The 13,621-nt window shown below is 67.0% G+C and carries 12 protein-coding genes; 6 read left to right on the forward strand and 6 right to left on the reverse strand.

Going from position 1 to position 13,621, the window contains the following annotated elements; genetic code table 11:
- The first annotated feature begins 18 nt into the window (after positions 1-18).
- Positions 19-318, forward strand: a complete 300-nt coding sequence (locus GGD82_RS07185; protein WP_150062099.1) for a hypothetical protein — start codon at positions 19-21, stop codon at positions 316-318.
- 341 nt (positions 319-659) lie between these two features.
- Here GGD82_RS07185 and GGD82_RS07190 read toward each other — a convergent pair whose 3' ends face one another.
- Together GGD82_RS07190 and GGD82_RS07195 are read right to left on the reverse strand one after the other, a co-directional pair.
- The gene (locus tag GGD82_RS07190) at positions 660-1,286 is read right to left on the reverse strand and encodes a hypothetical protein (protein ID WP_221240730.1); all 627 of its coding nucleotides are present in this window, start codon (positions 1,284-1,286) and stop codon (positions 660-662) included.
- Between the two features lie 72 nt (positions 1,287-1,358).
- Positions 1,359-2,978 carry a peptide chain release factor 3 gene (locus GGD82_RS07195; RefSeq protein WP_150062101.1) on the reverse strand — a complete coding sequence of 540 codons (1,620 nt, stop codon included), beginning with the start codon at positions 2,976-2,978 and terminating at the stop codon, positions 1,359-1,361.
- A 152-nt stretch (positions 2,979-3,130) separates the two neighbouring features.
- Between GGD82_RS07195 and ipdC the strand changes: the two genes are divergently transcribed.
- Positions 3,131-4,783, forward strand: a complete 1,653-nt coding sequence (ipdC, locus tag GGD82_RS07200) for an indolepyruvate/phenylpyruvate decarboxylase (RefSeq protein WP_246163822.1) — start codon at positions 3,131-3,133, stop codon at positions 4,781-4,783.
- A 163-nt stretch (positions 4,784-4,946) separates the two neighbouring features.
- Here the strand turns inward: ipdC and GGD82_RS07205 are convergent, their stop codons facing one another.
- Both GGD82_RS07205 and GGD82_RS07210 read right to left on the reverse strand, forming a co-directional pair.
- A complete protein-coding gene (locus GGD82_RS07205) occupies positions 4,947-5,441 on the reverse strand; it encodes a helix-turn-helix domain-containing protein (protein WP_246163824.1) in 495 nt (164 codons plus the stop codon).
- A gap of 754 nt (positions 5,442-6,195) precedes the next feature.
- Complete coding sequence (locus GGD82_RS07210) at positions 6,196-6,426, reverse strand: hypothetical protein (RefSeq protein ID WP_150062102.1); 231 nt, start codon at positions 6,424-6,426, stop codon at positions 6,196-6,198.
- A 256-nt stretch (positions 6,427-6,682) separates the two neighbouring features.
- On the opposite strand from GGD82_RS07210, the gene GGD82_RS07215 reads away from it, so the two are divergent.
- Positions 6,683-7,765 (forward strand): hypothetical protein, encoded by a 1,083-nt coding sequence (locus tag GGD82_RS07215; protein WP_150062103.1) that lies wholly within the window; start codon positions 6,683-6,685, stop codon positions 7,763-7,765.
- Positions 7,762-8,655: a hypothetical protein gene (locus GGD82_RS07220; protein WP_150062104.1), complete on the forward strand. Its 894-nt coding sequence runs from the start codon at positions 7,762-7,764 to the stop codon at positions 8,653-8,655. The genes GGD82_RS07215 and GGD82_RS07220 overlap by 4 nt, the downstream gene beginning before the upstream one ends.
- A 97-nt stretch (positions 8,656-8,752) precedes the next feature.
- Here GGD82_RS07220 and GGD82_RS07225 read toward each other — a convergent pair whose 3' ends face one another.
- Entirely contained in the window at positions 8,753-10,840 is a 2,088-nt protein-coding gene (locus GGD82_RS07225; RefSeq protein WP_150062105.1) for an aminopeptidase P family protein, read from the reverse strand.
- A gap of 441 nt (positions 10,841-11,281) precedes the next feature.
- Here GGD82_RS07225 and GGD82_RS07230 point away from each other — a divergent pair, with 441 nt between their 5' ends.
- Positions 11,282-11,671 (forward strand): DUF1127 domain-containing protein, encoded by a 390-nt coding sequence (locus GGD82_RS07230; protein ID WP_150062106.1) that lies wholly within the window; start codon positions 11,282-11,284, stop codon positions 11,669-11,671.
- Positions 11,672-11,891: 220 nt separating this feature from the next.
- On the opposite strand, the gene GGD82_RS07235 is transcribed toward GGD82_RS07230, so the two are convergent.
- The gene (locus GGD82_RS07235) at positions 11,892-12,785 is read right to left on the reverse strand and encodes a tetratricopeptide repeat protein (protein ID WP_150062107.1); all 894 of its coding nucleotides are present in this window, start codon (positions 12,783-12,785) and stop codon (positions 11,892-11,894) included.
- 278 nt (positions 12,786-13,063) lie between these two features.
- Here GGD82_RS07235 and GGD82_RS07240 point away from each other — a divergent pair, with 278 nt between their 5' ends.
- Positions 13,064-13,576, forward strand: a complete 513-nt coding sequence (locus tag GGD82_RS07240; RefSeq protein WP_246163826.1) for a pentapeptide repeat-containing protein — start codon at positions 13,064-13,066, stop codon at positions 13,574-13,576.
- Positions 13,577-13,621: the final 45 nt, after the last annotated feature.

Consider the following 13,621-nt stretch of genomic DNA (forward strand, 5'->3'; position numbering starts at 1 on the left):
CCCTCCAGGAGGTGAACCATGATGACCGTGGATCGAAACCTCGTGGCCTCTGACGCACCGCATGTTCAGCTGCTTGCCCAGGGCTTCGGCATGCCGCCGGTTTTGGCCAGTGTTTGGACCGAGATGACACTGGCTGGGCCGCATGGCACCGCGAAGGTGCATGACATGCTGGTCCGGTGCGTCCACAACGCGGAGTCCAAGGGCGACGCGGCGTTGGCCGCGAGCGGCCGCCGTGCGCTTGCGACCTTCGACACCCGGACCGGTGTGGTACCGGCGTCGACGGACGACACCGAACAGACGGACGGTCCCGTTCATTAGAGCAAATCCCGAACGATCTGGAACAGATCGCGACGGCGATTTGCTTAAGTATCAATAATACAAAGCGCTTTGCGTGATCCAGATATCACGCAAAGCGCTCTAAAGCCGACATTCGTCGCGCGGGACTGGCCGACTGGGACGGGCCGACTGGGCTTGTGGCGGCGGGGATGAGACACACCCTCCGCCACTGCTCTTTGTGGGGTCAGGCGGCGTGCCGTGCGATCCGTCGACGGCCAAAACCACGGAGGCCGGCCAGCCCGCCCAAAGCCGTCAACGCCATCCACAGCGCGCCCGGCAGCGGCGTGGTCGCCACAGTCAGGGATGCGACGTCAAAACCATCCTTAGACGGTCCGTCTTCGCTGGTGTCCACCAGGGCTAGGAACCGGAACGCGCTGGGAATCGCAAAGCTCTCGCCGACCTGGGCGTCGCCGTTCAGCACAGTCGCAACCAGAGTCCAGCCGGACGCAAGCCCCCCCCGCGGTTCCCAGCGGGTCGTCCGCCGTGTAGGTGCCCGAATCCCAGGACGTCGCGGCGTAGATGTCGACGGACTCATTATAGGTGCAACGACCGTTGCCGGTCGGTCGGCAGTTGTCGGTTGTTTCGGAAATCCGTCCGCGGCCGGTGATGGTGTCGCCGAAATCCAGGACGGCCCACCCGCCGACGCCGAGGCTGAGGAACGGGCGGCCGTCCGCTTTCATAGCTTCAGGGTTGGTGCGGGCACGACTTTTGACGGTGCCGTTATTTTCCCACCAAATATCGTAGTCCGCGCTATAGGCGGCCTGGGCGGTGGAGGCGACCGCCACCATCATCGCGAGGCCGAGTGCGACGGCCTGACCATGCCGAAAGGCTCTCATGTTCCTGACGTCCTTTTGCGTTGGTGTCGCGCGGGATCCTGCCAGGATCTTTACGCAGCCCATCGCACCACTGTGCCGACCCGTCGACGGATCGGCCAGTCGGTCAGACGCCATACGGGGCCCCCACCAAACGGCATAGAACCGAACGGCATAGCGGGCGTGGAACCCCGACGGCCGCGCGGTTCCCTAAACCGCCGGTTCGCGCGTGTTGCGGAACCGCAGGGCGGGAAATTCCTCCTGCGCCTTGTTCAGGTGCCACGCATTCCGGGCCATGAACACGGGCGCGCCGTCGTGGTCCTCGGCGACGGCGGACTGGTTGGCATCGATGAAGGACTTCAGCAGCCGTGGATCGTCGGCCTCCACCCAGCGCGCGGCATAGAGCGGCGTCGATTCAAAGATCACCGGCACGTCGTACTCCGTCCGGATGCGGTCGGCCATGACGTCGAACTGGAGGGATCCGACGACCCCGACGATCCAGTCGGCGCCGAGCATGGGCTTGAAGACGCTGGCGACCCCTTCCTCGGCGAGCTGTTGCAGCGCCTTGCCCAGGTGCTTGCTCTTCAGCGGGTCCTTTGGGCGCGCTTTTTGCAGCATTTCCGGCGCGAACGCGGGAATGCCGGTGAAGCGCAGGGCTTCGCCTTCGGTCAGGGCGTCGCCGATGCGCAGGTTGCCGTGGTTGGGCACGCCGATGATGTCGCCGGCGTGGGCCTCCTCGGCCACCTCGCGGTCCTGGGCCAGGAACAGCACCGGGTTGTGCATCACCATGGCCTTGCCGGTGCGGACGTGGGTCAGTTTCATGCCGCGCTTGAAATGGCCGGAGCACAGCCGCACGAAGGCGATGCGGTCGCGATGCTTCGGATCCATGTTCGCCTGGATCTTGAACACAAAGCCGGAGACCTTGGTCTCGTCCGGGGCCACGGCGCGGTCCGCCGTCGGTTGGGCGCGCGGCGGCGGGGCCAGGGCGGCCAGCCCTTCCAGAAGTTCACGCACGCCGAAATTGTTGATGGCCGAGCCGAAGAACACCGGCGTCATATGGCCTTCGCGGTAGGCCTGAAGGGAGAAGTCCGGGCACAGCCCGCGCGCCATCTCCACCTCTTCGCGCAGGGTGTCGGCGGCGCCGACGGGCAGCATGGCGTCCAGCTTCGCGTCCTCGAGGCCCGAGCAGGACTCGCCCTCGTGCGGCAGGCCGCCCTTGGTGCCCTTTTCCAGCAGCACCAGCCGGTCGCGAAACAGGTCGTAACAGCCCTTGAACGCCTTGCCCATGCCGATGGGCCAACTGGCCGGCGTGACGTCCAGCGCCAGCGACTGCTCGATCTCATCCAGGATGTCGAACGGGTCGCGCGCCTCGCGGTCCATCTTGTTGACGAAGGTGACAATGGGCACGTCGCGCAGGCGGCAGACCTCGAACAGCTTGCGGGTCTGTTCCTCGATACCCTTCGCGGCGTCGATCACCATCACCGCCGAATCGACGGCGGTCAGGGTGCGATAGGTATCCTCGCTGAAATCCTCGTGGCCCGGGGTGTCGAGCAGGTTGAAGACGCAGCCGCCGTATTCATAGGTCATGACGGACGAGGCGACCGAAATGCCGCGTTCGCGCTCCACCTTCATCCAGTCGGAATGCGCCCGCCGCGCTTCGCCCCGCGCTTTCACCGCGCCGGCGGCCTGGATCGCGCCGCCGAACAGCAGCAGCTTTTCCGTCAACGTCGTCTTACCGGCGTCCGGGTGGCTGATGATGGCGAACGTGCGCCGGCGCGCGATGGTGTCATCGGCGGGGCGCGCGTCGAGAGGGACGGCGGGCTGCGTCATGGTCGGGCGAACCGTTTCGGAGGAAAAGGGCGCCGGACTCTGCGGCCTTGGCGCCGGGAACGCGAGTCCTTTTTTGGTTTGACCGCGTCCCGGCGGGGCGATCTGATCCCGGGACGGCCTCGGCCGCTTGCCATTACTCCGGAGGGAGCGTCATGACTCAACCGATGGCCCGCGCGCTGATCGACGCGCTGGTGGATCACGGCGTCCACGAGGTGTTCGGACTCCCGGGCGACTTTGCGCTGCCGTTCTTTCGGCATCTGGAGCAGAACGCTGACCGCTTGCCGCTCTATACCCTCGCGCATGAGCCGGGGGTGGGCTTTGCCGCCGACGCGGCGGCGCGGTGGCATGGCGGGCCGAGCGTCGCCTGTGTGACCTACGGCGCGGGCGCACTCAACATGGTCAACCCGATCGCGGGAGCGTTCTCCGAGAAGTCGCCGGTGGTGGTGATCTCCGGCGCGCCCGGCGTGGACGAGGCCGGGCGCGGCCTGTTGCTGCACCATCAGGTCCGCACCCTGGACAGCCAGTTGCGCATCTACCGGGAGATCACCTGCGATCAGGCCGTTCTGGACGATCCGCACCGCGCTCCGGCGGAGATCGCCCGGGTGCTGCGGTCCTGTCGGGAACAGAGCCGTCCCGTCTATATCGAGGTCCCGCGCGACCGCGTGGATGCGCCGTGCGAGCCTGTGGTGCCCTTGCCGCCATCCTCCTGGGAGCCCGCAGCCGTCAACGCCTGCGCCGACGAGGTGATGGCCCGACTGTTCGAGGCGTCCCGCCCGGTGCTGCTGGTGGGGGTGGAGGTGCGCCGGTTCGGCCTGGAAGGGCGGGTTGCGGAGCTGGCATCGCGCCTGGGCATGCCGGTCGCCACCACCTTCATGGGGCGCGGCCTGCTGGCGGAAAGCGCCGCGCCGCTCGTCGGCACCTACATGGGGCTCGCGGGACGGCCCGAGGTGCGGGCCGTGGTGGAGGAGTCCGACGGGCTGCTGATGCTCGGCGTTCTGATGTCGGACACCAACTTCGGCGTGTCCGGGGAGCGCGTGGATCCGCGCGCGACCATGGTGGCGGCGGACCGGGGGGTGCGCGTCGGTTTCCACGTCTATCCCGACGTTCCGCTGGATGCGCTGATCGACGCGTTGCTTGAGCGCTGCGCCGGTCGCGCGGCGCCGGCCGAGGGCCGGGTCGCATCGGCGTTGCCCGTGCCGCCACGTGGGCTGGTGGCCGACGCCGCGGCGATTCATCCCCGTGATATCGCCGCGGCGCTGAACGATCTGTTCGACGAGACCGAGCCGATGCCCGTGGCGTCGGACATGGGTGACTGCCTGTTCACCGCCATGGACATGGTCCACACACCGCTGGTCGCGCCCGGGTACTACGCCACCATGGGGTTCGGGGTGCCGGCGGGCCTCGGCATTTCGGCGGCGAGTGGCCGCCGCCCGTTGGTCATGGTGGGCGACGGCGCCTTTCAAATGACCGGCTGGGAGCTGGGGACCTGCGCGCGCAACGGCTGGGCCCCGATCGTCGTGGTGTTCAACAACGCGAGTTGGGAAATGCTGCGGACGTTCCAGCCCGAGGCCGGCTACAACGACCTCGACGTCTGGCCGTTCGCCCGTTTGGCCGAGGGCCTGGGCGGGCGTGGGTATGCCGTGACCACACGCGCGGACCTGAAGGCCGCGCTTGCGGCCGCGCGCGCCGACGAGTCGCGGTTTCAGTTGATCGACATTGCCATTCCGCGCGGGGCGATCTCCGATACGCTGGCGCGCTTCGTGGGCGCCATCAAGGGCGCGAATCGTCCGCCGGGCACACGCTGACAGTCTTGGTCGCACTCAAGGAGCGGACCGCTAAGGGGTGGGACCGACCCGTCGTCAGTCCCCCCAATCCTTCGGACGGCTTCTGCCATCCGGACTGCCCCAAAATCCGGCCCGACGTCCTGGGCCGGGCTATCGCTCGCCGCCGCTTGAGGCCATGTGGCCCTCAGGAGACCGGTTCTGACGACGATGGATCCTCCACCGCCGTCCCCGGCGACACGGCGGCCGTCAGGAACTCCAGGATTCTCTGACGAACCGTATCACTGGGCAGACGGTTGTACGCGGTCATCAGGCGCAACGCTTCACTTGTCAGCGCCGGGTCGATGTCCGCCGGGGTGTTTGAAAAACCGCGCTGCCGCAACAACTCGTCATCGATGTCTTGGAAGAAGAACGAGATCGGCACATCCAGATGATTCGCGATATCAAACAATCGGGATGCCGAGACGCGATTGGCGCCACGCTCGTACTTTTGCAGTTGCTGAAACGATATACCAATGGCTCGCGCAAGATCCTGCTGCGTCATGCGCAACATGGCACGACGCAACCGGATGCGGTCGCCCACATGGATGTCGACCGGGTCCGGCCCTTCACCTCTTGCCACTGTCGGTTTCCCTCTCTTGACCAGATACAGTGTCGTCTCCGCCTTGAAACCGGTGCCCACCTCACGCGGTCTCTGACGACTATCCTGCGCCAGATATGGCGCAGGACCTCAAGGGTATCGTTCCAGGCGTTGTTCCGCAAGAGACATGCCCAATTCCAAGAAAATACCAATGTGCTTCAATGGGCATTACGCAAATAAATGCTCTATTTATTCCGGGCATAAGCATATGGGAGGCATCGGATGCTGACCGGCCTCGTGCCTATGGCGAAAATATGGCGATCTGAAGCAGTCTGGCATCCATGCTGGATGGTTGCGCTGTCACAGTTTCATATATTCCGTGAGGGGGGCTCCGCCACACCTTTGGCGAGCGGCCGCGGCGCGGAACTGGAACGCGGTTCTTGCAACACCGCAGCGTATCCTGTCTTATCGTTCTGTTATGGCCTTTGCTGCCCCGGTTTTGGGTGATGTGATGGTGGGCCTAGGGCAAAGGCACGCACGACTTGAGCGAGCCAAAGGCGATCCGGTTTTTCATGAACGATCGCCTCTGTCGCGGATCGTGTCCACCCCGTGGTCCTTGGTCGTGCCCGGACGGATCAAGGTGGGATGCTGTACGATTCGATTACGGCGTTGGTTCCGGTTTAGCCATGCAGGCGGAGGTCCTATGGCACGTTCTGTCCTGTCCGGCCATGGACGTCCGCGCCCCGCGTCCGAGACGGGGCGCCGGTTCGTGGCGGATTATGGCGCCGACCACCTCAGCCGTGTCACGCGCGCCGTGACACGGCCAGGGCTTACCCGGCGCGGGGTGAGCGTCGGGTTAGTGGGCCCGAGTCTCGTCGAGGCGCGACATCAGAAACGCGCCGCAACTCTCGTCCGTTCTCAAGCACGCGCTTTCGGCGGCCGATACGCCTGCGATGAACGCCGCAATTTTTTCCGACGACTCGGTGTCGCCATTGCGGCGGGCCACGGCCTGAAGGCGGACCGCTTCAAACAAAAGTTCACCTATCCTGGTTCCAAGCTCATGGATCACGTCGGTTTTTTTGGACATCGAGGCCCCCCGCTACTATTCCGCACGCATGGTCTGAATACGTGCGCTGAACGCCGTTCAACTGACGGCCCTAAACAGTAAAATGACGATCCAGGAGAATGATATCCCCGATTGGGATAAAACTTTCACAGCGCGTTGGCAGGCCGCGATCACACGGGAATTCGGCCCGACCACTGTTGCGTCCTATAAATTGTCTTCGGTGGGGATCAATCCAACAACGGTCCGGGCCTGGTTCCGCAAAGGGGGGCGCCCGACTGTGGCGAACCTCTGCCTGGTGGCGCGCGCCGCGAGCGATCCGGCCGCCTTTATGGTGGAGGTGTTCGGCGACGAACCCTGGGCGCGCGAGCTTGGCGTCGCCGTGCAGCGCCGACGCCTGAGCGAGGCGGAACTCGCCCTGTTCGCCAGCCGGTCCGAAGGGGTGCGGCGCGATCCCGTGGACGTTCTGCGCTCTCTCACCGGACCCGTTCGGCGGTTCCGCTATGCGACGGACGGGGGCGTGGTCACCGCGCCGCACCCGTGTCCGGAGGAGGCGGCGCTGCGGCTCTTGGGGATACCCGAGGGCATGAACCAGCCGGCATCCGAGCACGCGATGCGGGACTTGGGCTGGATTCTGATTGAGGATGGCGATCACGCCCCGCTGATGATCCATTGCAATGCGGTGGCGGTCAGCGACGGGGCGTGTGAGTCCCTTATGGCCTGGCTCGACCGGGAAATGCCGAGCGGCGGGGCCACCCTGCGGGTGTTTATCACCGATTGGGTGGATTTTCATTGTAGCACGCGCTACCAGATCCTATCGGAGCTGAACCGGGTCCGCGAGATCCGGCATCATATCACGCAGGCGGATCGGGCGATCGACCGGTCCGGGGATTCGGCCCGGAACGTGACGGTATCCGAGCGTCTCGGTCTGTCGGAAGCCCCGGCGAGCGGAGCCGCGTTCCTGTCTATCTGGCGGGAGGCCGGCGGCATTGTGGATTCGGAGTTGATCCACCGGGTTATACAGGCGTCGCTGTTCGAACTGGGGGGCGTGTTCGGCGTCAAGGATCACCAGTTCCGGGTCGAGTTCGTGGGGGCGAAGCTTCGTTTGCCGCAGGGTATGACCCGGGACCAGATCATGGGTCACGATCTCCTGGAGATTCAGCCGTCCCGTGGGTTCGGCACGATGGTGGCGTCTCATTTCGCTTTGGCGGCCCACGAGCGGGCGCCCGTCGTGCATTTCGTCCGTGTCGCGGGTCGGCGTCCGTACCGGCGCGTGAGCTTTCCCATCTTCGACCGGTGGGGTCGCAAGGTGGTGGCGATCATCGGATTTTCCGATGCGCGCAACACGGAGAGAGACTCATGAGTCAGCGAGAGATCGAACAGGTTGCCGTCCCGGTTCCCGCGTTTCTGGATGTCGGGTTCGGCGCGGAGCGTGAGGTGCAGCGGCGGCTGTCCATGGAGGTCGCGCGGCGCGCGGCCCGGATCCAGTCCCTGGGCCTTCAGGTCGGGGTGAGCCGGAATTTCTGGCCGCTCGTCGAGGCGCCTGGGCTGGCCGGGGAGTCCAACCAGCGGATGCCGCTCGTCGATCCGGCGTGCCAGTCCACGCTGGAGGACGGCACCGCCTTCTGGGTCGGCGCGTGGCGGGACGAGCGGCTGGTCGCCACGACGGCCGTCCGGCTGCGCCACGTGCCCACCAGCTTGCGCGAGGAGATGGAGAGCCTGCGGTTCTTCTACGATGATCCGGTCCGGATTCCCGAAGGCACATGGTGTCGGGTCGATGCGCCGTCGGCGCGGCATATCTCCGGCCTGGTGATGTGCTCGGTTGCGGTTTGGACGGCCAAGGCGGAATCCGGGCAGGGTTTGGCGGAGACCGTGTCGCAACTGGCCAAGCTGATCGGCGTCGGTTTATGGGACCCGGATTTTCTGATCGGGTTCAGTATGATCGGCCTGTTACGGAAATTCGCGTTCCACAAATATTGGCACAGCACCGCCGAACTCGGCTTCATGCTGGCGGCCCCCTTGTGCACGCTGCCCGAACCGGCCTGCCTGCTGAGCACGACACGGCGGGACTTTCGGGAACAGCGCCTTGGGCTGCCGGGGGTGACGGCCGTGCGTACCGCCGGGGCCGCGACACCGTGGGAATCCTCGGGGGTGTCCTCGGGGGTGTCCTCTGGGGCCCCCACAGAGGCAGTGGCGCATCCGGCGTCCGAGGAATGGGGGGCGCGACCGTCCGATTCAGGGCACCCCGTGTGATGGTGGTGTGCGGCCATCGCGGGGGCGTTTGATCCTGTGACAGGCCCTCGACCAGCCGACGGATGAGCGGACGTCATGCGTCGGCTGGTCCCAATCGTTACGCCCGCGCGGCACCCGCCTCCAAGGGCGCCGTCGCAGCGTCCAGCCACGCCCGTGTGTCCTCATCCAACAGGGGGCCGATCTCCGCCCGGACCCGCGCGTGGTAGGCGTCGACCCAGGCGCGTTCCGCGTCGGTCAGCCGGCCGGTATCGATCAGTCGCCGGTCGATCGGTGCCATGGTGAGGGTGTCGAAGCCGAGCAGTGCGATCTCAGCGCCCGGCGTCGGCGGACGCGGTTGGGCCACCACCACGAGGTTCTCGATCCGGATGCCGTAGCTGCCGGCCTTGTAGTAGCCGGGCTCGTTCGACACGATCATGCCGGGGTCTAGGGCCACGTCGGACGGGCGGCGGGAAATGCGTTGCGGGCCTTCGTGCACGCCCAGGTGGCTGCCGACGCCATGGCCGGTGCCGTGTTCGAAGTCCACCCCATCGGCCCAGAGCGCGACCCGGGCGAGGGTGTCCAGGTGCGCCCCGGTGGTGCCCCGGGGGAACACGACGGTTGCGATGGCGATGTGTCCTTTGAGAACGAGCGTGAAGCGGCGGATCTGCTCCGCTGTCGGCTGCCCGATCACCACGGTGCGGGTGACGTCCGTGGTGCCGTCCCGGAACTGGCCGCCGCTGTCCACCAGATAGAGCATGTCGGGCGCCAGGGCGCGGTCCGTCTCCGGCGTGACGCGGTAGTGGACGATGGCGCCGTTGGAGCCGGCACCGCTGATCGTCTCGAAACTCGGTCCCCGGTAGTGCGCGACCTCGGCGCGAAACGTCTCAAGCTGGGCGGCGGCGGACATTTCCGTCTGTGTTCCCGTCGGCCCCTCGCGGTCGAGCCAGCAGAGGAACCGGGCCAGGGCGGCGCCGTCCCGCACATGGGCGGCGCGCGCGCCTTCCAACTCGGCGGGCGTTTTGCGCGCCTTGGGCAGTGCGATCGGGTCGGCGCCCAGGAGGACCTTGCCACCGGCCCGTTTGAGCCGGTCGCGGATCCATTCGGCGCAGCCCTCCCGGTCGATCAACACCCGCCGCTTCTGGGCGCCGAGCGTGTCTAGGGCTTCGCCGAGCGCGGCGGGCGGCCGGACGCTGACGTCCGCGCCCAGGTGGGCGTGCGTGGCCCGCGTGATCTTGCGGCTGTCCATGAACAGGTCGACCCGCCCGGTGTCGTGAAGGATGGCGAACCCGAGGGCCAACGGCGTGAACGGCACGTCGGCGCCGCGGATGTTCAGGAGCCACGCCAGGGCGGCCGGATCCGTGATGACGGTGGCCGCGCACGTCTGCTGGCGCAGGTCGGTGGCGATCCGCGCGCGCTTTTCCGCGCTGGACCACCCGGCCAGGGCTTCCGGTTGGGGGGTCAACGGGCCGAGCGGCGGCGGCGGGCGATCCGACCAGATGGAGTCGATCGGATTGAGAGCCAGCGGAACGAGGCTGGCGCCCACGCGCTCGCAGACGCGGGCGCGGCGCTCCACCTCGCCGGCGGTATGCAGCCAGGGATCATAGCCGATCCGGTCGCCGGACGTCAGGGCCTTGGCGAGCCAGTCGCCCACCGAGGTCTGGGCCGTGGGGATGATCTCCCACAGCGCCGTGTCGACCTGCTCGGCGGCCTGCAGGGTGTACCGGCCGTCGACGAACAGCGCGGCTCGGTCGGCCAGAACGACAGCGAAACCGGCCGAACCGGTGAACCCCGTGAGCCACGCGAGGCGCTCGGCGTTGCCGGCTACGAACTCTCCTTGGTGGGCATCGGCCCTGGGGATGAGCATCCCCGTGGTTTTCTGCGCGTCCAGAACGGCGCGCAGCTTCCGCAGGCGCGGCCCTTGTTCCGGGCCATCCGCGCGCGGACGCGCTGGCGCCAGGGCGGCCCGGGCCTGCTGCAGGGCGTCCACAACCTCGGGCGGGCGCGGCGGAACGGCCACAAGGTCCATCCAGGCGTGGTCGCGGCTGGGCGGGCAGGCGGCGATTCCGGCGATCAACGCCTGCAGCGCCCCCGCTTCGGGCCGTGGCCGATTGGCGCGTGCCAGGGCTTCCCCCAGGCGGGCAAGGGCGTCTTTGGTGTGGGCATCGGGCGGGGGGGCCGAGCGCGCACGGGTTTGACGTGTGGCCATGATATTCCGGAGTTGAGCGGTGTGTGGGCCACGGTTGGCCCTGGGGAGCATGTGAGCGGTTTCGGCGCTCCGGTCAAGTTCTCGCGCCAAAGACGCCCGCGTGGGTTGCCTTGCCGCTCGGCTGGGATGTAACTGCATAGAATTTAATCACGGCCCAGCGCATCGCCTTTAAGATATGCAAATTGCTCAATGGCCCATATGCGTGCAAAGCAATGCGGCACTGCTGGAATGCCGCTGCCGAACCCAGGGCCGTTTACTTATACTCTGAAAGGTCGGGTGGGGCGTGGTCCAGACGGGGCCAAGTCCCGCTCGTTGTTTTGACACGGCCGCAAAAGGGTCCGTCTCAGATCGCTGGGCTTCGGTTTTCGGGCAGGTCCGTACGCACCGGAAGCCGGCGTCGGCGGACGACCGGGAGCCGCCCGTACTCAAGGAGTGAGAGTGATGTGGCCCTATATGGAAACGACGCGGAACGGTGTGGCCCTCAAGCAGGCGTCGGCCATCGGAACGGTGTTGAGCGCCCCCTTCGTGAGTCTGTCCGGTGCCGCGCCGCGCGCGACGGCCGCTCAGGACGCCGATCTGACGCACGCCGATCCTATGGCGCGTCATCGCTGGACGCCGGATGAGCCGCATGATGCCTCGAATGACGATCACTGGTATCTGCACGGTGTGTTCGGCTGGATGCTGCGGGGCCTGAACGGCTACCTGGAGCGTCGCGAGCTTGAGCACACCCTGCTGTCGATGGACGCGCACCAGCTGACCGATATCGGCCTGACGCGCAGTGACATTCCGAATGTGGTCGCGGGCCGCTTCCATCGCGGTGACCGCCGCTGATCGCGGGACCGGACCGCCGTGATGGCCCGGGCACCAGGGTCGGCGGGCCCTGGTTGACCGAAGACGCAGACCAAATCAGCAGACCAAATCAAAGGAAGAGGGGCGCTCCCGACGGGCGCCCCTTTTTTTGCATCTCTGCGGCTCTGCATTTCTTCGGTTTTATGCCCATGCGTGCGGGGTGGGTTGGCCGCGTGCCAGCCCACCGATCAGACCCTAAGGATCACGCACGCAGTCCGGCCGCTTCCCGTTCCGCCTGCGCGCGCCGGACGTCCAGCCCCGCGTGGCCGAACAGGTCGGCGGCGTGGCGGAGCAGCTTCAGGGCGCGCTTCGGGGCCTCCCGGGCTTCCAGGCGGCCGGCTTCCAGCAGCGCTTCCGCTTCGCCCGCGAGGTGGCCGGCCTCGCCATTCAGGCGGGCGGCGACGCTGAACGCCTCGCGTGCATCGTCCCGGGCGCCCAGGGTCGCCAGCAGGCGACCGATGTCCATCCGGGTCGTCGCTTCGTCCAGGTGGTCGCCGTTCATGGCGTACAGATCAGCGGCCTGCTCCAGGGCCTCGTGCGCGGCATCGGGCCGGCCGGTGTCGCGCAGAACGCCCGCCATGGCGGACAGCGCGGTGGCTTCATGCAACCCGTTTCCGGCCTCCTCGTACAGGCGGCGGGCGTGGCCCAAGCGTTCGAGCGCCAGATCGCTCCGACCGGCGTCAAGGTCGATGCGTCCCATCTGCATATACGCGCGGGCCTCGCCGTACAGGTTCCCGGCCTTTTCCGCGCGGGCGAGGGCGGCTTCGGCGTGCCGCATGGCCTTGTCGGATTCCCCGTCCAGGTGCAGCGCCTCCGACAGCAGCACCTCGGCCGCGGAGCAGTCGCTGTCCTCGGCTTCCTCGGTGAACAGGGCCAACGCCTCGAACAGGGCGTCACGCGCGCGCAGGGTGTGGCCCTGCCCAAGCTCCAGCTCCCCGGTGCGCAGCATCGCGATGGCTTCGCCGTCCCGATCCCCGGTCTTGTGGAAGAACAGGCGGGCGCGGGCAAACGCTTCCATCGCCTGCTGGAATTCCGCCCGCAGAACGTGACGTTCCGCATCAAGCATCGCCTGATCGGCCTGGGGCTGCGTGATCATCGGACCCTCCTCCCGACTGTTCTTGGGACGCGGACCGGCCCCGGACGGCGCCGCCCGCCGAGGGGGTATGCGGAGCCGCTCTCTCTGTATTTGAAGGTGACGACTCAATGACAACCACTGTAGAGCCGACAGAACGGCGCGACAATGAAAACCGGTTTGGCGACGTCGCCCCGGAATGCAGGGCGTGGCGTGGTGTGGCCGGGCGGAAAGACCTTGCCCCACACGGGAGAGGGCGTACCCTTACGCCCATCATAAACACGCATGGTTTCGGGGACGTGGTGGTCAAGGGAATCCGGTTTTTTGCGTTTCTGCCGGTGGTGCTCGCCGTGATGGGGCCCGCCGCCGGTCCAGCCTTCGCCGACTGTACGGATGTGGCGCAGCCCGGTGTCGAGTGGCGCCGCTGCTATCATGATGGACGCAACCTCCAAGGGGCGAATCTGAGCGACGCTACGTTGCGCGACACGTCCTTTCAGCGGGCCAATCTCGCCGGCGCGAACCTGTCCGGGGCGAGCGGGTTCCGGGTCCGGTTCGTCAGCGCCAACCTCCAGGGTGCCGACCTGACCGGAGCCGACCTGAGCGAGGCGGATTTCACCAAGGCCGATCTGTCGGGCGCCATCCTGAAGGATGCCTCGTTCCGGCGGGCGCGGTTCTTCCGCGCGATCCTGCGGGGCGCCGATTTGTCGGGGGCCGACCTCGACTTGGCCGACCTGCTGCATGCCGATCTGTCCGGGGCGACCTGGGTCGATGGGGAGCGGGTGTGCGCCGATGGGTCCGTCGGGCAGTGTGACTGAGGGGCGGAGGCCAAGGGCTGGGTGAGTCTGGGTGCGACATGGCCG

It is taken from the genome of Roseospira marina, assembly GCF_014197855.1.
Taxonomy (GTDB): Bacteria; Pseudomonadota; Alphaproteobacteria; order Rhodospirillales; family Rhodospirillaceae; genus Rhodospira; species Rhodospira marina.